Below are 20,830 nucleotides of genomic sequence, written 5' to 3'. Positions count from 1 at the left end.
CACAGCTACAGCCTGGGCGATGTGGCAGGTGCCTGGGCCGCATACCGCCCTGTGTACGGTTTTATGACCCCGTACGTGGGATGGAGTCACTATTCTCCCAAATCGACGGCTAAGATAGACCTATCATGGCTACGAATTCTCAAGAAGGTGCAAAGACACCTAAAAAACGGCGTTGGTACCACAACATTGCTGACGCATACCGAGTAACCGCGCGCACCTTTTCTTGGATTGGGTGGGTACTTGGTGGATCAGCAATCGTCATTTTGGCACTCTTTATCATGCTTGGCGTGTGGCGAGGCGGTCTGATCTGGTGGATTCTCATTGGCATTCTCTCTGCAGTTACCGTTGCAATGGTTATATTGGCGTTCACACTGCGCCCAGCAATGTATCGCCAACTAGATGGAACTGTCGGATCTGTCTATTCGGTCATCAGCCAGATCAAGAGAGGATGGGTAGTGGATGAGCAGCCCATCGAAGTCAATAAACAGCAAGATGTCGTGTGGCGTCTCGTCGGCCGTCCCGGTGTTGTACTCATCTCTGAAGGTCCCACGTCACGAGTGATGCCAATGCTGCAAGCAGAACGTCGCCGTGTGAATCGAGCAGTAACAAACGTTCCAGTCGTTTTCATCCAATGTGGCAATGGCGACGGACAAACGAAACTATCAAAGATTCCAGGGGCTCTACGAAAACTTAAGAAAGTCCTCACCCGCCAGGAAGTGCCAGCTGTTGCAGCAAGGCTCAATGCAGTAACAACGAAGGGTGCCCCCATTCCCAAGGGAGTAGATCCCACGAAGGCACGTGCCAGTCGACGTGCCCTACGCGGAAAGTAGCGGTCCCATGCGTCGGTTGCTTCCCGTTGCGCTGTGCATCCCCTTATTGCTCACCGCTTGCGCGAACAACGACGTGCCTCCACCTACTCCCACGCCCAATGCAGTACAGTCCGGTGGTCCCAGTTTCAGCGACCTAAAAACTCAAGCAGATGTCGCGGCAATGGTTCCAGGTGACATATCCTCATCCGGAACATTGCGAGTGGGCATCTCACCTACCATGGCTCCAGCTCAATACGAAGGAGCTCAATCAGGAGAATATCACGGATACACCATTGCCCTAATGAAGGCTGTTACCACTGTAATGGGCGTCGATGTGGAATTCATTAAGGTAGATTTTCCAGAGCTAATACGCGGTGTTGGCAAAGACTACGACGTGGCCGCCTCATCACTCTCAGTGACACCAGAGCGGTTGGAACAGGCCAATATGGTCACCTACGCAACAGTTGACTCATCCTTCGTTGTGGCGACCTCACCTAAAACACCGCTTGCCGATGATTTTCCTTGCGGTGCAGCTGTATCGGTTCTCAAGGGAACCTCGCAACAGAGGATTTTGGCGACTCTCTCTGCGGAATGCGTCGAGGACGACGCCAAGCCTATCTCCATTAAGGAATACTCCTCCGACCAAAAAGAGATGTTTAGTGATGTGAGTCGAGGGACTATCGCGGCTGCTTTTACTGATTCAGATAGTGCTCAATATGCTGTCAAGAATAGTTTGGGTCGCATTCGGCTTGAAGGAACACCTATTTCCCCTCAGCCACAAGGAGTTGCCGTTCCCATCACAAATGCGCAACTTACAGTAGCTATTCAAGCAGCCATTCAATACTTGCTCGACAACGGCTACGTCGAAGCCATTTTTCAAAGTTATAAGGTCAGTGAAATTGCAGTGAACCAATCGACGATAAACCCTCGCGTCAACTAGCCCCAAAAGTACCTATCCATGACGGCGCGAGCACGACGGGACGCAAACCTCCACTGCTCAACTAACAGAGATTCGCCCTGCGTACCTAGACCCAATAGCGTAGCAACTCGCGAGCCTTGATCTGGCCTGCGTGGAAGATTATCCACGCGTTCGGGTTGCAGTCTTGCTGAAGCTAGAACATTGGCGCTGCGAATCTGCGAGGCCAATGTCCATGCCCGTTGCAGGTCCTCACCTTCGTCTTCGCTCAAAAAATCTGCCTCCACCAATGCCTGTATTGCAGGCAACGTAGAAGTCTGCCTCAAAGCGGGATTGGCGCCACCATTGCGAAGTTGTAACAGCTGCACCGTCCATTCAACATCACTCAGCCCACCAGGCCCCAGCTTCACATGGAGGTTGGGATCCGCACCACGTGGCAATCGCTCATTCTCCATCCGTGCTTTTAGCAGTCGAATATCGCGGATGTCTGAAGGCAAGAGTTCCTTATCCCACCGAAGCGGGTCGAGCATATGGAAAAAATCCTCTCCAAGACTAGAATCTCCAGCAGCAAAGCGAGCCCGCAAAAGAGCTTGACGTTCCCACGTTGATGACCACCTGCGGTAATACTCATCATATGAAGCTACTGTACGACTCAAGGCACCAGCTCGCCCTTCCGGCCTCAGGTCAAAATCAGTTTGAACCATTCCTTCCTGTTTATGAGACTGCAGCAAACTACGCACACGATTAGCCACATGGATGGCCGCCGCATGCCCATGAGTTTCCTCAACTCCAGGAAGAGAGGAATGGACAAACATAATGTCAATGTCTGAACCATAGCTAGTTTCACGCCCCCCATAGCGTCCCATGGCGATTGCAGCCATACGTACCTCTCGGCGCCCTTCTTGTTCGGCGCGTTCCCTCAGCGCCAATGCTAAGGCAGCATCAACGGCCACATCGACAGCATCAGAGAGTGATGGGCGCCACGCCTGCACTCCCATCGTTGCATCAGACAATCCCGCACGTGTTACTTCCCGGGTGACGATCGAGGCGACTCGCCTCATAGCCGACTCCGCATCTGGGTGACGTCCCAGAAGTGCATGAGCTTCCTCGACAAGTTCTTTCTTATTTCGAGGTTCTAGCTCGCGGTCCGAGTCAAGCCACGTTACTGCTCGCGGTATTGTGGCAAGAGCTCCTTCAGCCCACCGAGAGTTCGATAGAATATGACACAGGCGGCTTGCTGCAGAGCTTGAATCGCGAAGCAACCCTAAGTACCAGTGCGATGATCCGATCTGTTCAGATAAGGTGCGAAAACTTAGGATTCCCATATCAGGGTCCGCCCCTTGAGAAAACCACCTAATCAGTACTGGTGCAAGGTTACGTTGGATCATGGCCCTGCGAGACGTCCCCGCTGTGAGTGCCTGAATACACCGCAGCGCTCCTGCCGGATTCTGGTACCCGATTGTCCGCAATCGATCCTCGGCAACTTCAGCAGCAAACACATCTTCTTCTCCGCCTAAGGTTGCCGTCGCAGCAACAATCGGGCGATAGTAGACGTCCTCATGCAAAGATCTGACTTCCTTGCGCACCACAGTAAGTGCCTTGTCTAAGGCTTCCCACGTCGGATAGGTTCGTGGGTCAATGCTCCGAGCCAAGGATCGCAAAGCTTCAGGACTGGTCGGCAATGTATGCGTTCGGCGCATAGACCTCAACTGAACACGATGCTCAATGAGCCGCAGGAAGCGGTATGCATCAGACAATGCAAGTGCGTGAGCTCTTCCTATATACCCGCCAGCCGCAAGCAGTTCTATTGCACCAAGCGTGTTAGCAACCCGCACCCTGGGATCGTTTTGTCCATGGACTAGTTGCAAAAGCTGGACCGTGAACTCGACGTCGCGCAGTCCCCCAGCGCTAAGTTTCAGTTCACGGCCTCGGTCGGCCTCTCGTACAGACCCCTCGACCTGCAATCGCATCTCCCGCACTTGACGTACAAAACCCGGGTGCGAAGCTGCCGACCACACCAACGGACCCGCTTCTTCGACGAAGCTCTCCCCCAGCTCAATGTCACCCGCAGCAACTCTAGCTTTCAGCAGTGCCTGAAACTCCCAATTAGCAGCCCACTTGCGATAATAGTCAAGTGCTGAAGCTACAGTCCTTACTAAGGCTCCATCTCTGCCTTCTGGTCTAAGGCCGGCATCAAGCACCCACAAAGGAGGCTCGCTACTGGGTGCAGAGCAGCATGTTGATAATGTACGTGCCATTGCAGAGGCTACTGCTATTTCCTCCTCGTCCGCATCATCAGCCGTCAAGAACATCACGTCAACGTCCGAAATATAGTTGAGCTCACGTGCGCCGGTCTTACCCAATGCAATAACTGATAGCCTAATTTTTCCGTGAGGATCGTGCTGCATACGAGCAACTGCTAACGCTGTTTCGATTGCCGCGTCGGCCAAGGTTGATAGATGAGATGAAATGGCTGGTAGCTGCGTCAAAGGATCCTGGGCACCGAGGTCCGCCGCTGCTATGTCTATGAGTAGTTCTCTGTATCTCGAACGCATTGCGTTAACTGCATCATCCATCTTCGCGATAGGGCGTTCTACAGTGGGATCGGCCCCGACTGCCTGCAGCATTTCAGACCGTGAAGTTGTAGTCACTTCGTGGAGACGTACCTGCGGCGCCTTGACAACTTGGTAGTCGCCTAAAGCGCGTGAGCCGCCCAGGAGATGTACTTCGCGCTTCCATAGGTTGTCCCCCATGTCGATCGCTAAAGCGTCTATGGGCGTACCAGCTTCGATCATTCTGGCCAACTGGAGCAATACTAAGTCTGGGTCTGCCGTTGTTCCCACCAATTCCAGATACTGGTTGAGCTGAGGATATTCCTCCAAGAGACCACGTGTCGCGCTTAGTTTTGCAAACCCCAGCTTTCGCAGCGCTACAGAATCTGTGCTTGCGGAATGCGCGGGTGTCACCGCCGGACTCCAAGGAACCGTTCCAGTTCAGCTGGCGTGATCTGACGGCGATATCGACGCCACTCGCGTTCACCGTTGCGAAGCACATAATCATAGACTTCTTCTCCCAAAGTCTGTGCCATCATTTCCGAGCCTCGCATCACCTCCAACGCCTCCTGCAAAGATGCCGGAAGCGCGACTATACCGAGGGCTCTTCTTTCTTGATCGGACAAACCCCACACATCGTCTTCAGCTTCAGGCTCTAGCTCTATGTGCTGTTGAATACCACTAATACCAGCTTGAATCAATGCTGCCAGGCCCAGGTAAGGATTCATTGAAGCGTCGCTAGCCCGGTACTCAACTCGAGCTGATCCCTCTTTACCCGGCTTGTAAAGCGGTACGCGCACCAAGGCAGAACGGTTGTTATGTCCCCAACAAACGTAGGATGGCGCTTCGCCCCCACCCCACAGTCGTTTATAGGAGTTGACATGCTGGTTCACCACCGCAGAGATTTCCCGAGCGTGAGCGAGCAGTCCCGCGATAAACTGTCGCCCCGTCACTGAAAGCTGGTACTGTCCCGATGCTGAGTAGAGTGCGTTGTCACCCCCCTCAAATAGAGAAAGATGAAGGTGCATACCACTGCCTGGCTGGTCAATGAAAAGCTTAGGCATGAAAGTGGCGACCATGCCTTCACGCAAAGCAACTTCTTCGATAAGCGTCCTCGCCGTCATGATGTTGTCAGCTGCGCGCAAGGCGTCGACGGCTTTGAGGTCGATCTCATTTTGTCCTGGGCCGCCTTCGTGGTGAGAGAACTCGACGGAGATTCCCATATCTTCTAGGGCACGAATAACTCGCCTACGGAAATCGTTGGAGTCCCCCCAGGCAACATGGTCGAAATAGCTGGCATTATCAACTGGTTCGATATGGTCAAAGGCCACCGGCGGTTTTAAAAGATAAAACTCAATCTCGGGATGGACCATCACCGAAAAACCAACTTTTGCTGCGTTGTCTATCGCTCTTTCGAGCACTCCGCGAGGATCGGTGTGAGATACTTTTCCATCGGGCGCATAGACATCGCAGATCATTCTTGCAACCGGGTCCTCAGTGCGTCGCCACGGCAGCATTTGGAAGGTCGTTGCATCGGGTCGCAACAGCATGTCAGATTCGTAGACGCGACTCATACCTTCTATGGCAGATCCGTCAAAGCCTATTCCCTCAGCAAAAGCTGCTTCTAGCTGTCCGGGGTCTATTGCAACTGCTTTGAGTTGTCCAACAACATCGGTGAACCACAGGCGAATAAACCGCACATTCCGATCAGCGACCTCGACCAGCACTTGTTCCTGCACGTGATCCACTTCTTCTCCTAGTCTTGAGCAGCTTTAGCCTGGAAACGTCCGTCACTGCGAGAAACACTGAGTGGGAGACCGAATGCCTGAGTCAGCAACGTATCGGTAATAACCTGATTGATGGGGCCAGCAGCAATGCGTTGTCCCCCACGAATAAGCAATGCATGAGAAAACTCTGCTGTAATGTGTTCAGGCTCATGAGTAATCATAATGACGGCCGGAGCGTTTGGACCGCTCATAATTTCACGCAACGCACCCATCAACGTTTCGCGTCCGCCCAGATCCAAGCCAGCGGTCGGCTCGTCAAGAATAATTATTTCAGGATTCGACATGAGAGCGCGAGCAATGAGAACGCGGCGGCGTTCTCCCTCAGATAAGGAGTCAAACATTCGCGATCCCAAATCTCCCACTCCCAATGCAGACAAAAGGTCTTCTGCGCGGGATTGATCGAGTTGCTCATATTCGTCGCCGTAGTCAGCGCTTTGTCCCCATGAGGCCGATGACACAACGGAGAATACTGAGGTACCCGACGGAATTCGAGATGCTGTATCAGTGCCCGCATACCCCACTTGAGTTGCTAGAAAAACCGAGTCGTGGTGTTCTACCTCTTCACCGAGGACAACAATGCGGCCGCTATCCGCTCGATCAGCACCCGATATGAGCCGTGCCAAAGTAGTCTTTCCAGCCCCGTTAGGACCTAGAATGGCCCAGTGTTCTCCTGGCTCAGCCTTCCAAGAAAAATCTTGAAGAATTGGGTTCCCTAGGCGGGAGACATTGACGTTTTCGATTTCCAGCAATAGGTTGGCGCTCTCACTCATGTCTCTAGCTTAAGCGCAAATCACAGAAGTGTCTGATAGAGATCCACTGTCTGACGTCCAATAGCCTCCCACGAGAAATGTTCTTCTGCCATGATGCGGCCTTTGCGTCCCATAGCCCGCGCTAACTCAGGGTCTTCCAATAGCTTAGTGATGCGCTGAGCCATATCTCTTTCAAACTGCTGGGGATTCACAGGGGTGCCAGTACCATCATCAAGCTGCTCGATGGGAACGAGGTACCCGTTGACACCATCATGGACAACATCAGGAATACCACCTGTCTTGGTCCCAACCACCGGCAATTCGAGCGCCATTGCTTCAAGATTGACAATCCCTAGTGGCTCGTACACCGACGGAGTGACAAAGACATCCGCTATCGAAAGCAAAGCCACCAAATCGTTATGAGGGAGCATCTGGGATATGTGAACGACTCCCCCTCGCACCTGCTGCAATCGGGCCACTAATCCTTCAACTTCCCATTCAATTTCAGGGGTATCGGGTGCGCCCGCACATAAAACGACCTGGGTTCCTTCAGGTAGCATCTCTGCCGCTCGAAGGAAATAAGGTAGCCCCTTCTGCCGGGTTATTCGACCAACAAATATTACCGTGGGCACATCGGGATCAATCCCAAAATCAACTGCGAGCACCCGCGCACGTTCTGCTTCCACTCCCGTGGGTCGCTTCCACTCATCCAAATCAATACCGTTATGGATAACGTAAACATTTGATGGGCTCACGCCCGGATAGCAGCGGAGAATATCCTCACGCATTCCGTGGGAAACTGCAACGATCGCGTCAGCCGCTTCATATGCACTGCGCTCAACGAAGCTAGAAACCTCATAGCCCCCACCAAGTTGCTCGGCTTTCCAAGGACGCAGCGGCTCTAATGAGTGGGCAGAAATGACCAAGGGAATGCCATAAAGCTGTTTAGCCAAAAGGCCCGCAAAATTGGTGTACCACGTATGCGAATGCACAATGTCCGCACCTTGGGCACCACAAGCCATCTGCAGATCAACACTCAATGTTTCTACTGCCGGATTAGCTCCCGTTATCTCCGCAGGAACACTGTAGCCCACAACGCCAGGATCACCTCCGGCTTCTCCCGGATTACGCGGCCCATCAAAGGCCCGTACTCGCAGGTCAACGAGCTTTCTAAGCACTTTGGCTAGTTCAACTACGTGAACTCCAGCTCCCCCGTAAACATACGGTGTGTATTCTCTCGTCATCAGGTCGACGCGCATTGTGCTCCCATCTCAGTGGAGTATTGACCCCAGCATACCGGCCATTTGGCACTCATGGTGCCAGCCTCGCAGTTAGAATGGCCTCATGGGAAAGAACCAAGTCCTCGCAATCATCCTTGCTGGCGGCGAGGGGAAAAGGCTTATGCCGCTCACTGTCGATCGAGCTAAGCCCGCTGTCCCCTTCGGCGGCCACTACCGACTCATAGACTTCGCTTTATCAAATATGGTGAATTCTGGCTATCTGCGCGTTGTAGTTCTTACGCAATATAAGTCGCATTCTCTTGACCGCCATATTTCGCAAGCCTGGATGCTCTCATCACTTTTAGGTAACTATATTTCTGCAATGCCCGCCCAACAACGACGCGGCCCGCACTGGTATTTAGGAAGTGCTGATGCCATCTATCAGTCTTTAAATATCGTCGATGATGAACGCCCCGATTACATCCTCATTACAGGGGCGGACAACATTTACCGCATGGATTTTTCTCAGATGGTTGATCATCATATTGCTTCGGGCCTTCCTGCCACTGTTGCTGGTATTCGCCAGCCCATCGAATTGGCGAACCAATTCGGAGTCATTGATGCCGAAAGTGGAGTTGTGCGCCAATTTCTCGAAAAGCCTTCTGAAGCTGAAGGCCTGTCAGATGATCCCAGTAAAATACTCGCGTCAATGGGAAACTACGTTTTTGACACTGCGGCACTCGTTGACGCCCTACGCACAGACGCAGCCGATCCTGAGTCAAAACATGACATGGGAGGAAACATAATTCCTTGGTTCGTGTCTCGTGGTGAATGCGGAGTCTACGATTTTATTGATAATGTGGTGCCCGGATCGACTGAGCGTGACCGTGACTACTGGCGCGATGTCGGAACTTTGGATGCCTACTATGAAGCAAATATGGATCTCATTAGCGTCCATCCCGTATTCAACCTCTACAATTCCAAGTGGCCTACTCTAACAAACGTAGATGCGTCACTTCCCCCGGCTAAGTTTGTGTACGATTCAGAGCCGGACCGGGTCGGACGTGCCAGTGACTCTTTTGTTTCTGCTGGCGTCATAGTGTCGGGGGGAACTGTGCGACGCAGCGTTCTATCACCAAGAGTATTCATTCACTCATGGGCAACGATAGATGACTCTGTTCTCATGGATGGTGTGCGCGTGGAACGCGGTGCCAAGGTTGTCAAGGCAATACTCGATAAAAATGTCGTGGTGAAAGAAGGAGCGACAGTCGGAGTAGATATTGTGAGGGACCGTGAACGGGGTCTTACGGTGACCGAGTCTGGCATCACTGTGGCACCAAAGGGTACCGTGATTGAGAAATGACCTCACTCTTCCTCTATCGAGAAAGACAACGGACACAACAAACCCCTCAGGTAAGAGGCACTGGCTGGTGGGGAACTGACAAACCACACCTCCGCGAAACGGCTGCGGGATTCTCTGAAAAAAAACTGTCATCAGCTCCCGTAGCGGTAGTTTCGGACGTCGATTCCACACTCATCGAGGAAGAAGTTATCGACCAGTTGGCAGAACTAGCTGGTGTTGGAGCCCAAGTAGCAGAAATTACTGACTCTGCCATGCGAGGGGAACTTGATTTCGCCCAATCGCTCACGCAAAGAGTAGCTCTACTCAAGGGACTGCGGGTTGAGGCGCTGGAGGAGGTAGCACAGTCCCTTCACGTGCGCCCGGGGGCACAGAAACTGATCGACTGGGTGCACCAACACGGTGGAGTCTTCACAGTGGTCTCTGGAGGTTTCACTCCAGTTGTCGCGTCTTTGGCTAGGTCCCTGGGGATCGACCAATATAAGGCCAATGACTTTGAAATTCACGATGGCATTCTTACCGGGAGAGTCGCAGGCGACATTGTGACAGCTCAGACCAAAGAACAATTCCTCACATCTATCCGGGGCGATCTCGGTGCACCTGTTATTGCTCTTGGCGATGGGGCAAATGACATCCCGATGCTGCGCGCAGCCGATTTAGGCATTGCCATTTTGGCGAAACCCGCTGTGAAACAAGCAATTGGCAGCTACTTGGATTGGGACCATTTAGACGCAGTTATTGGTCTTGCCGGCTTCTCCGATAACTCGGCTACCGGCGATCCTCAACACTAGTTTGTGAGCCGTTCTTCCTATTCTTCACTTGCTGCTGTATTGTTATCCGTAGGTAATTGAAGTTGCATTTCTGCTGGAGGCATTCCAGACCAGCTTCTGGGCTTGAGGAAAACTCAAGCAGGTATTCGGTTCACTACCTAAAGATGGTTCCACTGTCGTGGTGGAAATGTGTACTTTTAGTTGATTGGTTTTTGTATTTTTTTTCTGGCTTTTCCCATTGCAGTGACATCCGCTCCTTCTTCACAGCCGTTGTTCCCTGCAGTATTTTCCGCGCCCAATGGTGAGGCGCAAGAACCACACTTCCAGTATTCATGCCATCAGTCGCGCCGTTTGGCGTCCAACAAGCCCCGTGGCGGTGTCGTCACGGTTCGGGGGCACATACGTGTTCCCAAAAGTAATAGAAAAGGAATGACGTTATGGCCACAGGCACCGTCAAATGGTTCAACTCAGACAAAGGCTTCGGATTCATCTCACCAGATGATGGTTCCGCCGATGTATTCGCACATTTTAGCGCCATCGTTGGTAGCGGATACCGCAGCTTAGAAGAAAACCAAAAGGTTTCCTTCGATGCCGAACAGGGTCAAAAAGGCATGCAGGCTGCCAACATTCAGGTAATCTGAACAAAAGCCTAAGAAACGGGCGTTCACGGGAACAATATTCTCAGTGAGCGCCCGTTGTGCTTACCGCTAGCGTCAGATGCGTGTTATGTGGGCGTTATCGGACATGTCGAGTCGCACATTTCCAACACCTCACGGGGCGCAGGAGTATACGCGTGCTATCCCGGCGACGAATAATAAACTGCCACGGGAATTATGACACCGTGATAGGCAGAGGGGAAGAGTCTTACTGCTTACGAGCTTCCGCAACAAAGTGGTTATGATTCAACTCGTGCACCCAGGTAGTCTTTCCTCCATGCCCAGGTAACAACACAGTCTTCGGATCAAGGGCATCAGCAAGAAGGCGCAGAGAAGCTTTCATCTCTTCTTCATCGCCTCCTGGGAGGTCTGTGCGTCCCACTGAACCTTCAAAAATCACGTCTGCACTGAAAGCGACAGCATCACCCTGATTGGTTTTTCCGCCAACCAGAAACAGTGCTGAACCTGGTGAATGACCGGGGGCCGGTACCATCCGGACAAAAAGGCCTGGGAGCACCTCCCAATCACCGAGCGGCGCATCGACGACTGTCGGCCGATCCCACTGACCGAAGGTACCAAAACCGAGAAGTCCAACAGGATCATCAAGCCAATATCGATCAGGGCTAGGCATGAAGACAGGGGCCTCACCGCCCATGTGGCTGACTGCGTGGGCATCCCATGTATGGTCGGGATGCCCGTGCGTGAGAAGAACAGCACCGACCTTTCGCCCCGTAGCCGCAACCGCTTCCTTGGCGCCTACCCCCGGGTCAACAACCAATATAGAGTCCGAATCCGGAGCAGAAACAATGTAGCAATTCGCGTCGAATAATGCGGTAGGAACCCGCTCAATCTCTATCATGATTTAGCTGATGGAAGAGCGGACTTGCTCCAACCAAGCCTTCTTTGTGGCCAGGGCATCTCCCACTTCTTTGGCAAGCTTCTCATCGCCAGCAGTCTGTGCGGCAGCCTGTTGCGCCTCGAGCTCCGTGATGGAGTCTTCAAGCTGCGCCAGCATACCCTGGGCCCGCGCCTGTGTCTCCGGGTTCGTCTTGCGCCACTCGCGCTCTTCAGCCTCACGCAGCGCGTCTTCAACTTTACGGAGGCGCCCCTCCACACGAGCTACATCACGTGAAGGTACCCGACCTGCCTCAGCCCAGCGATCTTGAATGTCGCGAAGTTTCTCTTTTGTTCCAGCGACATCAGTAACGGGGAGAAGTGCTTCAGCTTCAACCAAGAGTTCTTCTTTAGCCTTGAGAGCTTCGTTGAACTGTGCGTCTGTCTGCTCATCATGGGCGCGCCTGCGATCAAAGAAGACCTGCTGGGCAGCGCGAAAGCGGTTCCATAGGGCATCATCGTCTTTGCGTGACGCCCGGCCAGCTTGCTTCCAACGATCCATGAGGCGCCGGTACTCCTGAGAGGTACCACCCCAATCGTCCGAGCTATTGAGTGCCTCGGCTTCGGCAATGAGCTTCTCTTTGACGCGTTTGACCTCAGCGTGGCGCTTATCCAGTGCCGCAAAGTACTGGCGGCGGTTGCGATCAAAAGCAGTCCGTGCAGCGGAAAAACGCTTCCACAGCGCATCTTCAGTGCCCTTATCTAAGCGTGGGCCGCCTCGCTGATATTCTTTCCACGAGTCTAAGAGTTCTCGCAAACGAGCACCCGACTGTTTCCACTGGGTCGACTCAATGTCTTGAGCAGCAATGTTCTCCGCTTCGTCAACAATCTGCTGACGTGCTTGCAGTGCCTCTTCCTTCGCGGCTGCCCGCTGAGCACGATAGGCTTCCTTTTGCTCATCCGCTTTGGCAGTCAAGTCCTCCACGCGGGCACGTAGTGCGGCAACATCGCCGATCACCCGTGGCTCTACTAGTTGCTCGCGCAAGACTTTTAAGGTCTGATCGATATCGCGTGGAGAGAGCCCTGGCAGACGGGTTTCAAAGAGATTGACCGTCCCCTCCAGCGCCTCATAGCGGCGTACATACAACGCAAATGGGTCATCAGGGACACCGTCGGGGTATCCGCCCACCATTCGTTCCGTATCACCTTCACGCAACCAGACGTTTCCGTCATCGTCGACTCGGCCAAAATCCCTGGGGTCGCCCCCGGTAATAGATGCAGTGCTCACAGTTTCCCTCACCTTTAGAGAAGTCTCTCTAAGTCTAATGGGAATCTGGACAAGGCGTTAACCGCGGCTCTTAGTTCCGAGTCTCCGTTCAGCTTCAAAAACGCCATCCACACGGCGCAGAGAGGACAATACTGACTGTAAATAGGCCACATCTGGGAGTTCGAAGGTAAAACGCGTGGTTGCAACTTGGTCTCCCGTTGTGGACATATTCCCATTCAAGATGTCCACACGGTGGTCAGATAGAACTCGAGACAAGTCATTGAGTAGGCCCGCACGGTTGAGTGCGCGCACTTCAATCTCAACTAAGTACTGGTTACCGCTTTGCTCTGGAGCCCACTGGACTTCGATAAAACGTTCTGGGCTACGGTCCATCAAATGTTTCGCATTGGCACAATCTTCCCGGTGAACAGAAACGCCCTGACCTCGCGTGACAAAGCCCACAATGATATCCCCTGGCACCGGCGTACAACAACGCGCCAACTTGACCCACACATCGTTCGAGCTGATTCCTTCAACCAAAATACCGCCGTCACTGGAAGCACCAGGACGCGCTGGCACGGTCGCGGGGTTAATCCCCTCGCTAAGAGTCTCCTCTGTCCCAGCGTCTCCGCCCAGGTTATCTACTAGACGAGTCACAACGTTCTGCGCCGAGACGTGGTTCTCCCCCACAGCAGCATAAAGAGCGGTAATATCGCCGTACCCCAAAGCCGTTGCAACACTCAATAGCGCGTCATGCGTCATGAGACGTTGGAGAGGCAGATTTTGCTTGCGCATTGTTTTTGCAATGTGCCCTTTGCCGAGTTCAACCGCTTCTTCGCGCCGTTCTTTAGAAAACCATGCTTTGATCTTGGATCTAGCTCTCGGAGATGATACGAAGGCCAGCCAATCTCGCGATGGACCTGCTTTATCACTAGATGAGGTGATGACCTCTACAGTGTCTCCCGATTCCAAAATTGTGTCCAAAGGAACCAGTCGGCCATTGACACGTGCGCCAACCGTACTATGCCCTACCTCGGTATGGACCGAATACGCAAAATCTACCGGTGTAGCTTTAGGCGGCAATACCTGAACCTGCCCTTTGGGCGTAAATACATAAACTTCATCACCAGCAATTTCAAAACGCAGCGAATCCAAGAACTCTTCTGGATCGCCAGTTTCTCGTTCCATCTCAACCAATGCGCGCAACCAGTTCATCTGCTCACGCGGATTCATCTGGTCATTCTTTTCCGACCCAGCATTTTGCTTATAGCGCCAGTGAGCGGCCACGCCGTACTCGGCGCGATCATGCATTTCGAAGGTGCGAATCTGGACCTCGACAGGACGGCCCATCGGCCCAATCACCGTCGTGTGTAAAGACTGGTAGAGGTTGAACTTAGGCATGGCGATATAGTCTTTGAATCGCCCCGGAATCGGATTCCAGTGTGCGTGTATCGCACCTAAAACCGCATAGCAGTCTTTGATGGATTCAACTAGGACGCGCACCGCAACAAGGTCATAGATTTCGTCAAAGGCTTTACCCCGAACAATCATCTTCTGATAGATCGAATAGTGGTGTTTGGGACGCCCGGACACCACTCCCTTTATTTTTGCATGTCGCAGATCCTCTTCGATCTGTCCCACAACGTCTTGAAGATACCTCTCCCGTTTTGGCGCGCGTTGTTGCACCAAATGGTCGATTTCGTCATAGACATCAGGGTACAGAGCCCGGAACGATAACTCTTCCAGTTCCCACTTGATGGTGTTCATGCCGAGGCGGTGAGCCAATGGGGCATAGATTTCGAGAGTCTCGCGAGCTTTCTTCTTCGCTGACTCAGGTTCTACGTGTTTCCAGGTGCGAGCATTATGAAGTCGGTCGCCCAGCTTGATGAGGAGTACACGGATATCTCTACTCATCGCAACGAGCATTTTTCGCAGTGTCTCGGACTGTGCTGCAGCCCCGTAGCGAATCTTGTCTAGTTTCGTTACTCCATCGACCATCGCCGCGATCTCAGGACCGAAATCAGCTTCTAACTGTTCAACGGTGTAGTCGGTGTCCTCAACGGTGTCATGCAATAGCGCTGCAACCAACGTTGGTGGGGTCATTCCAAGTTCAGCAAGAATGGTGGCCACTGCTACAGGGTGCGTGATGTACGGTTCACCCGATTTGCGTTTTTGTCCCTCGTGGCAATCGCGCGCGACCTCATAGGCCCGTTCGATAGTCGATACGTCCGCACGCGGATGGTGCGCTCTGACTGCTCGAACTAGCGGTTCTATTTCTGCTGCAGTAGTCCTACGGCCCCCAAACCACGCCAAACCTGAGCGCACGAAGGATCCTGGGGCCTTCGCCGCGTCTGTGGTCTGTGGTTCTGTCATTCTCCCATGATAGACACTAGTTGGGCCACTAGTCCTGTTCGCGGACCTGCACCGCTGTCACAAATGGTATTTCGGCAAGCTTATCCTTGCCTTTTAGGTCGATTAGCTCCATGAGAACTGCAACCTCAACAACATGTGCCCCACATTGGCTCAACAGGTCGCATGCGGCTTTAGCTGTGCCTCCCGTTGCTAAAACATCGTCGAGCACCAAAACTCGCGAATCTTTCGGCACAGAAGCTGGCTGAACTTCTAGCCTCCCTGTGCCATATTCGAGCGCATAGTCCACCCCGACTACTGGGCCTGGAAGTTTACCGGCCTTACGAATAGCAATCATTCCAATGCCCAGCTCTGCTGCCAGCGGTGCTGCCAAGATGAAGCCACGAGATTCTAGGCCAGCTACCATATCGATTTTTCCCGCGTAGCGATTTGCTAGAAGTGCGACAAGCTCGGCAAAGGCAGGGCCGTTAGCAAAGAGTGGTGTGATGTCTCTAAAGAGAACTCCTTGCATGGGAAAATCGGGTACCAGCCGCAGGTTTTCCTCCACAAGCGCTGCTATTTCAACGCCGAGCTTGCCGGACATGTTATCGCCTATTCTTCCGTTTGGGCTGCGCTGAAGTTCCTAGATGCTGGCCCGGTGATTTCTTCGCCACGCGAATTGGTTCGGCTTTCCCATCGCTGCCCTGTGCTTGAGCCGCTCTACGTTCAAGCACGGCCTGGTCATGGGCCTTGACTTTCCCGCGGCGTCCCTCCATCAGAGCCAATGCCGGAGAAGCAATAAAGATAGACGACCAAGCGCCAACGAGCATGCCGACAAAAAGAGCTAGCGAAATATCGGTGAGTGTCCCTGCCCCCAACAGCAAAGAGCCTAAGAAAAGGACAGATGCTACGGGAAGTAGGGCCACGACCGACGTATTGATTGACCGCACAAGGGTTTGATTGACACCTAGATTAACCAGTTCGCCGTAGGTGTAGCGTTCTTGATCGAGAACTCCATGAGTGGTCTCACGCACCTTGTCGAATACCACCACTGTGTCGTAAAGAGAGTATCCCAAGATAGTCAGGAACCCGATAACTGTAGCTGGAGATACTTCCACCTGCACCAACGCAAAGAATCCCACCGTGATGATGAGATCGTGCGCGAGAGAAATGAGGGCCGCTGCCGACATAGTCCATGACCGGAAATAAATCGCCATGAGTAGCGAAACAAGCACAACGAAGATAACGATCGACTGTAGTGCTTTACGGGCAACGTCTTGTCCCCAGGAGGCGCCAACAGAGTTAACCTGTACGTCCTCAGTTGGCACATCATAGGCAGTAGCAAGAGCCGAACGCGCTTGTTCAGCCTGGTCAGTGTCCAATGTGGGAGTTTGGATGCGAACCGAGTTTCCAGCCACTGTAGTGGCTCGAATGCCCTGGTTTACACCTTGGTCTCCAAGAATGCCTTCTCCGATTGTCTCATTGGCATCTGAGGTATTCGAAACAATGAACTGGGTTCCACCAGTAAATTCAATGGACTGATTCAGCCCCCTGAATCCCACCAATAACAGCGAAATAATGATGAGGATAATTCCGGAAAGGAGGAATGCCCGTGAATGCTTGACAATATTGTAGGAACGTTTACCTGAATACAGCTCATTGCCCCACTGTGCGTAACTCATCATTGGGCATCACCTGCTTCCTGCGCAGTATCAGAGACTGTGACGGACTCACGCTTCCTCTCAGCCAAGGATTTTCCTCTCTCTGGACGGCCCTCACCAGGATGCTTGGGGTGAAGAACTCTGCCACGGCCCGCATAGACTGCCCCTGACTTGGCACCAAGGTGCTCAGGATCAAGCCCAGACCACTTGTGTCCCTCACCGAAGAACCGCGTGCGCATGAGAAGCGACATGAGCGGATGCGTAAAGAGGAATATTACAACAAGATCGATAATAGTCGTCAGACCCAATGTGAAGGCGAAGCCCTGCACTCCTCCAACAGCTAGCAGATACAAGACAACTGCAGCGACCAAGTTGACCGCGTCAGAAATCATTACCGTTCGTCTAGCTCTCTTCCAACCGGTTTCGACAGCGTCAGCAAGAGGACGGCCATCACGTACCTCATCACGTATGCGTTCAAAATAGACGATAAACGAGTCAGCCGTAATGCCCACCGCGACAATCAACCCAACCACGCCCGGAAGAGATAGGCGATAACCCATCAACCATGAAAGAAGGGTAATGGCCAAGTAGGTGAGCCCTGCAGCGACGATGAGTGAACCAGCGGAAACAAGTGTGAGACCACGGTACTGCCACAGCATCCATAAAACGACAAGGATCAAACCGATGATTCCGGCCCAAATACCCTTTTCGAGGTGATTAGCACCCAGCGTTGCGGAAATCTGTTGCTCGGTCTGCACCTCAAAGTTGAGCGGCAAAGAACCAAAACTCAGTTGGTTAGCCAATGCCGAAGCAGACGAAGCCGTGAAATTCCCCTCGATCTGTGCTTTACCATCGCTAATAGGAACGTTCATATTCGGAGCGACGATAACAGATCCATCGAGAACTACAGCAAAGCGTCCTCGATTGTCATTTTCATTGGCCTTATGGAAGTCGTAGAGCCGTTGTGAAACCGCAGCAAATTGTTCAGTTCCCTCAGCGTCCAGTTCAAGGTTTACTCCCCACTTCCCGGTGCTCTGCCCTGTCTGGTTGTAGATCATTCCGGCGGTTGCGCTCTTAAGTCTCTCGCCTTCAATGTCTGCCGGTCCCAGTATAAATTTCTGCATGCCTTCGGTGTCACAAGCAACCAGCGGCTTCGCAGGATCGTCATTGCGTGCAGCAGCTTGTGCTTCAGGGTCAGCACAGTCGATGTTCTCGAAGTCGTAAAGGACCCGTTCAGTCACCCACGCAAAGTCCGAGTTGTTCTCGGGTGTTTGTGTTGGTTCATCAGCGAGAGTCTCGGGATCAACCTCGGCTGCTCCACTTTGGGATACTTCATCGCTTTGAGGAGCTTCACCCGACTGAGATTCCTCGGACCCGCCGCTTTGCTCTCCAGATTGAGCTCCGCTTTGGCTGAATTGTTCCAATGCGGCTTGTGAGTAGCCCTGGGCTAAAACTGGGCGGAATCTCATAGTTGCTGACTGCCGAATAAGATCCAGCGTTTCAGCATTTGCTTGGCCCGGAATTGCTACCACGATCGAGTCTGATCCCAGTGTCGAGATCTCTGCTTCAGCAACGCCCGAGGCATCCACGCGTTGACGGATCACATTGATCGCCTCGGCCATATCCTCTGCAGTCACTTCACGAGCATCACTGCCCGCAGTGTTTTTGGGAGTCAAAATGACCTGGGTGCCGCCCTCAAGATCAAGGGCCAGTTTTGGCGTGTACGAGGCGTCAGAGGCAAATGTCCCGATGACCAGGGTTGTAATGCCAACCGCAGCGATAACTAGTAGTCCGATGAGCGCACGCCACGGACTTTTCTTCGCGTTCAATTCTTCCCGTCCAGGTCCGTGTCTGAGGCGTTATCTGAAGAGTCGTTTGTCTCTTCCACGATCTCGTCAATCTCAGTGATCTGTTCAGCCTCTGGGATATCGTCGTTTTCTTCCTCATCGTTTGCGAAAGGCAGATCACCGACGGAGGCAAGCATGCGCTTATCCCAGTAGGTTTCTTCACCACTGGGAGTCTCAAGGATTAAGACGTCTCCGTCTAGATCCACAAAGCGACCGAAGAAACCAACGCGGGTGTGGACCCATGCTCCAGGAACAAGTTGTTCCTTCATCATGCGATCGTGTTCTTCTTGACGCTTGCGCTGACTTTTCTTTGACCACATGTTGAGGCCTATGAATGCGACCAGCATTAGGCCCATGAGAATGTAGAGTTCCACCGGATACTTCCTCTATGCGAAAAAACGTGCGTTAGCAGTCTAAGCGGATTTCTCCCATTTAAGAAACTGCGTTCTAGGGTTGGAACAATGTATCGGGTGCAGCAAGGCCAACATGCTCCCACGCTCGGGGAGTTGCTGCTCGTCCGCGCGGAGTACGCGTGATAAATCCTTCTCGTACCAGATAGGGCTCTGAAACAGTTTCAACAGTCTCGGCTTCTTCCCCGACAGTCATTGCCAAAGTTGATACGCCCACTGGTCCTCCGCCGAAACGAGTGCACAAGGCTGTTAGAACTGCTCGATCCAACCTGTCGAGTCCCAATTTGTCTACTTCGAAGAGGTCCAATGCTGCCTGCGCATCAGCTAAGTCGACCTCTTGCTTGCCATTGACCTGTGCAAAATCGATAACGCGTCGCAATAGTCTATTTGCTATGCGAGGAGTTCCCCGGGAGCGAGAAGCAATTTCGTGCGCCGCAGGACTGGACACCTTGGCTGCCAACAACAGGGCTGAACGCCTGACAACCTGTTCCAATTGTTCCGTCGAATAGAACTCCAAATGTCCGGTGAATCCAAACCGATCCCTCAAAGGCGCGGGAAGCAGCCCTGAGCGAGTTGTTGCCCCAACAACCGTGAACCGCGGCAAGGAAAGTGGTATCGACGTCGCTCCGGGGCCTTTACCGACGATAATGTCGATGCGATAGTCTTCCATCGCCAAATAGAGCATTTCTTCGGCGGTGCGTGCTAGGCGATGAATCTCATCGATGAAGAGGACATCGCCTTCTTGAAGCGAAGAAAGGATTGCCGCCAAGTCGCCAGCATGTTGAATTACCGGTCCCGAAGTGAGTCGTAAGGACGCCCCCATTTCGGCAGCAACGATCATCGCCAACGTTGTTTTACCAAGCCCTGGAGGACCTACGAGAAGCAGATGGTCCGCAGCCTCGCCCCGGCCTTTAGCTGCTTGTAGGACTACTGCGAGTTGCTGGCGCACTCCGGTTTGGCCCACAAATTCGTCAAGAACTTTGGGGCGTAGCGCCGACTCTGCCACCTGGTCGTCAGCCGAAGGCTGACTAGCCAACAGATTTTCGTATTCCTCTTGCTCAGACACGTGAACCGCCCATTCTCTGCAATGCTGCTCTTAAAAGATCGCCAGCATCCACATAGTCTGGTCCCAGTGCATCGAGTGTCTTAGTGACTGTGGCCTTTGGCCACCCTAACCCTTCAAGAGCAGTTTCCACATCACTTCGGACGCTGCCAACTGAAGGAGTACTCCCAGAACTTTGAGGAAGTTTACCGCCTAGTTCAAGCAACATGCGCTGAGCAGACTTCTTGCCCACGCCAGGAATCTTGGTGAGTTGAGATTCGTCTGACTCTTCCACTGCTTGCCGCAGTTGTTGCGGTGTCATCACAGAAAGAGCCGCAAGAGCCGTGCGCGGACCAATGCCCGAAACTCCCAATAGCACAACAAAAGTATCTCTGGCATCAGTGGTTGTGAACCCATAGAGAGTCATGGAATCTTCGCGCACAACCATTTCGGTGAAAAGTTGTGCCTGCGACACGCCCGCTACCGTCACCTCACTGATGGTGGTGGCCGGAGCCATCACTTTCATCCCTATTCCGCCGACGTCTATCACCAGCCAATCCAGACCACTGGCAAGTACCGGACCCTTGACTGACCAAATCAC

Annotated in this window: 18 protein-coding genes; 5 read left to right on the top strand and 13 right to left on the bottom strand. The window is 52.9% G+C overall.

Annotated features, from left to right (window positions below):
• Positions 1–125 precede the first annotated feature (125 nt).
• Both FYJ24_RS01830 and FYJ24_RS01825 read left to right on the top strand, forming a co-directional pair.
• The gene (locus FYJ24_RS01830; RefSeq protein WP_154543049.1) at positions 126–830 is read left to right on the top strand and encodes a DUF4191 domain-containing protein; all 705 of its coding nucleotides are present in this window, start codon (positions 126–128) and stop codon (positions 828–830) included.
• Positions 799–1,749: a transporter substrate-binding domain-containing protein gene (locus tag FYJ24_RS01825; RefSeq protein ID WP_206192437.1), complete on the top strand. Its 951-nt coding sequence runs from the start codon at positions 799–801 to the stop codon at positions 1,747–1,749. The genes FYJ24_RS01830 and FYJ24_RS01825 overlap by 32 nt, the downstream gene beginning before the upstream one ends.
• Here the strand turns inward: FYJ24_RS01825 and FYJ24_RS01820 are convergent.
• The 4 genes from FYJ24_RS01820 to glgA are packed head-to-tail and all read right to left on the bottom strand — an operon-like array spanning position 1,746 to position 8,072.
• The gene (locus tag FYJ24_RS01820) at positions 1,746–4,691 is read right to left on the bottom strand and encodes a bifunctional [glutamine synthetase] adenylyltransferase/[glutamine synthetase]-adenylyl-L-tyrosine phosphorylase (RefSeq protein WP_154543045.1); all 2,946 of its coding nucleotides are present in this window, start codon (positions 4,689–4,691) and stop codon (positions 1,746–1,748) included. The genes FYJ24_RS01825 and FYJ24_RS01820 overlap by 4 nt on opposite strands.
• Positions 4,688–6,025 carry a glutamine synthetase family protein gene (locus FYJ24_RS01815; protein ID WP_318656447.1) on the bottom strand — a complete coding sequence of 446 codons (1,338 nt, stop codon included), beginning with the start codon at positions 6,023–6,025 and terminating at the stop codon, positions 4,688–4,690. Before FYJ24_RS01815 ends, FYJ24_RS01820 begins: the two co-directional genes overlap by 4 nt.
• 8 nt (positions 6,026–6,033) lie before the next feature.
• On the bottom strand, positions 6,034–6,834 hold the full coding sequence (locus tag FYJ24_RS01810) for an ABC transporter ATP-binding protein (RefSeq protein WP_154543043.1): 801 nt from the start codon (positions 6,832–6,834) through the stop codon (positions 6,034–6,036).
• A gap of 20 nt (positions 6,835–6,854) precedes the next feature.
• Positions 6,855–8,072 (bottom strand): glycogen synthase, encoded by a 1,218-nt coding sequence (gene glgA, locus FYJ24_RS01805; RefSeq protein ID WP_154543041.1) that lies wholly within the window; start codon positions 8,070–8,072, stop codon positions 6,855–6,857.
• 85 nt (positions 8,073–8,157) lie between these two features.
• On the opposite strand from glgA, the gene glgC reads away from it, so the two are divergent.
• The 3 genes from glgC (at position 8,158) to FYJ24_RS01790 (ending at position 10,804) form a co-directional block, all read left to right on the top strand.
• Positions 8,158–9,396 (top strand): glucose-1-phosphate adenylyltransferase, encoded by a 1,239-nt coding sequence (glgC, locus tag FYJ24_RS01800; RefSeq protein ID WP_154543039.1) that lies wholly within the window; start codon positions 8,158–8,160, stop codon positions 9,394–9,396.
• Positions 9,393–10,184 (top strand): phosphoserine phosphatase SerB, encoded by a 792-nt coding sequence (serB, locus tag FYJ24_RS01795; protein ID WP_154543037.1) that lies wholly within the window; start codon positions 9,393–9,395, stop codon positions 10,182–10,184. Before glgC ends, serB begins: the two co-directional genes overlap by 4 nt.
• Positions 10,185–10,600: 416 nt before the next feature.
• Complete coding sequence (locus tag FYJ24_RS01790; RefSeq protein ID WP_154543035.1) at positions 10,601–10,804, top strand: cold-shock protein; 204 nt, start codon at positions 10,601–10,603, stop codon at positions 10,802–10,804.
• Between the two features lie 223 nt (positions 10,805–11,027).
• Here the strand turns inward: FYJ24_RS01790 and FYJ24_RS01785 are convergent, their stop codons facing one another.
• The 9 genes from FYJ24_RS01785 to ruvA all read right to left on the bottom strand — a co-directional run bounded on the left by FYJ24_RS01785 (position 11,028) and on the right by ruvA (position 20,830).
• Complete coding sequence (locus FYJ24_RS01785; RefSeq protein WP_154543033.1) at positions 11,028–11,678, bottom strand: MBL fold metallo-hydrolase; 651 nt, start codon at positions 11,676–11,678, stop codon at positions 11,028–11,030.
• Between the two features lie 3 nt (positions 11,679–11,681).
• Positions 11,682–12,941 carry a DUF349 domain-containing protein gene (locus FYJ24_RS01780; protein WP_318656446.1) on the bottom strand — a complete coding sequence of 420 codons (1,260 nt, stop codon included), beginning with the start codon at positions 12,939–12,941 and terminating at the stop codon, positions 11,682–11,684.
• A 57-nt stretch (positions 12,942–12,998) separates the two neighbouring features.
• Complete coding sequence (locus FYJ24_RS01775; RefSeq protein ID WP_154543031.1) at positions 12,999–15,293, bottom strand: RelA/SpoT family protein; 2,295 nt, start codon at positions 15,291–15,293, stop codon at positions 12,999–13,001.
• 28 nt (positions 15,294–15,321) lie between these two features.
• Positions 15,322–15,873 (bottom strand): adenine phosphoribosyltransferase, encoded by a 552-nt coding sequence (locus tag FYJ24_RS01770; protein ID WP_154543029.1) that lies wholly within the window; start codon positions 15,871–15,873, stop codon positions 15,322–15,324.
• Position 15,874: 1 nt separating this feature from the next.
• Positions 15,875–16,954 (bottom strand): protein translocase subunit SecF, encoded by a 1,080-nt coding sequence (secF, locus tag FYJ24_RS01765; RefSeq protein WP_154543027.1) that lies wholly within the window; start codon positions 16,952–16,954, stop codon positions 15,875–15,877.
• Positions 16,951–18,759 (bottom strand): protein translocase subunit SecD, encoded by a 1,809-nt coding sequence (gene secD / locus FYJ24_RS01760; RefSeq protein ID WP_154543025.1) that lies wholly within the window; start codon positions 18,757–18,759, stop codon positions 16,951–16,953. The genes secF and secD overlap by 4 nt, the downstream gene beginning before the upstream one ends.
• A complete protein-coding gene (yajC, locus tag FYJ24_RS01755) occupies positions 18,756–19,151 on the bottom strand; it encodes a preprotein translocase subunit YajC (RefSeq protein WP_154543023.1) in 396 nt (131 codons plus the stop codon). Before yajC ends, secD begins: the two co-directional genes overlap by 4 nt.
• Before the next feature lie 73 nt (positions 19,152–19,224).
• Complete coding sequence (gene ruvB, locus FYJ24_RS01750) at positions 19,225–20,226, bottom strand: Holliday junction branch migration DNA helicase RuvB (protein ID WP_154543294.1); 1,002 nt, start codon at positions 20,224–20,226, stop codon at positions 19,225–19,227.
• Positions 20,227–20,245: 19 nt separating this feature from the next.
• Positions 20,246–20,830 (bottom strand): Holliday junction branch migration protein RuvA, encoded by a 585-nt coding sequence (gene ruvA / locus FYJ24_RS01745; RefSeq protein ID WP_318656444.1) that lies wholly within the window; start codon positions 20,828–20,830, stop codon positions 20,246–20,248.

Origin of the sequence: Scrofimicrobium canadense (genome assembly GCF_009696615.1) — a bacterium.
GTDB classification, from domain to species: Bacteria; Actinomycetota; Actinomycetes; order Actinomycetales; family Actinomycetaceae; genus Scrofimicrobium; species Scrofimicrobium canadense.
The sequence above is the reverse complement of the archived record's forward strand: the minus strand, read 5'-3'. Positions and strand labels throughout refer to the sequence as shown.

Excerpts from the sequence above, each read along its gene's own strand:
- FYJ24_RS01770 (WP_154543029.1), bottom strand. The coding sequence starts at position 15,873 with ATGTCCGGCAAGCTCGGCGTTGAAATAGCAGCGCTTGTGGAGGAAAAC.
- FYJ24_RS01790 (WP_154543035.1), top strand. The coding sequence starts at position 10,601 with ATGGCCACAGGCACCGTCAAATGGTTCAACTCAGACAAAGGCTTCGGA.
- glgC (WP_154543039.1), top strand. The coding sequence starts at position 8,158 with ATGGGAAAGAACCAAGTCCTCGCAATCATCCTTGCTGGCGGCGAGGGG.
- serB (WP_154543037.1), top strand. The coding sequence starts at position 9,393 with ATGACCTCACTCTTCCTCTATCGAGAAAGACAACGGACACAACAAACC.
- FYJ24_RS01830 (WP_154543049.1), top strand. The coding sequence starts at position 126 with ATGGCTACGAATTCTCAAGAAGGTGCAAAGACACCTAAAAAACGGCGT.
- FYJ24_RS01785 (WP_154543033.1), bottom strand. The coding sequence starts at position 11,678 with ATGATAGAGATTGAGCGGGTTCCTACCGCATTATTCGACGCGAATTGC.
- FYJ24_RS01810 (WP_154543043.1), bottom strand. The coding sequence starts at position 6,834 with ATGAGTGAGAGCGCCAACCTATTGCTGGAAATCGAAAACGTCAATGTC.
- glgA (WP_154543041.1), bottom strand. The coding sequence starts at position 8,072 with ATGCGCGTCGACCTGATGACGAGAGAATACACACCGTATGTTTACGGG.
- FYJ24_RS01775 (WP_154543031.1), bottom strand. The coding sequence starts at position 15,293 with ATGACAGAACCACAGACCACAGACGCGGCGAAGGCCCCAGGATCCTTC.
- secF (WP_154543027.1), bottom strand. The coding sequence starts at position 16,954 with ATGATGAGTTACGCACAGTGGGGCAATGAGCTGTATTCAGGTAAACGT.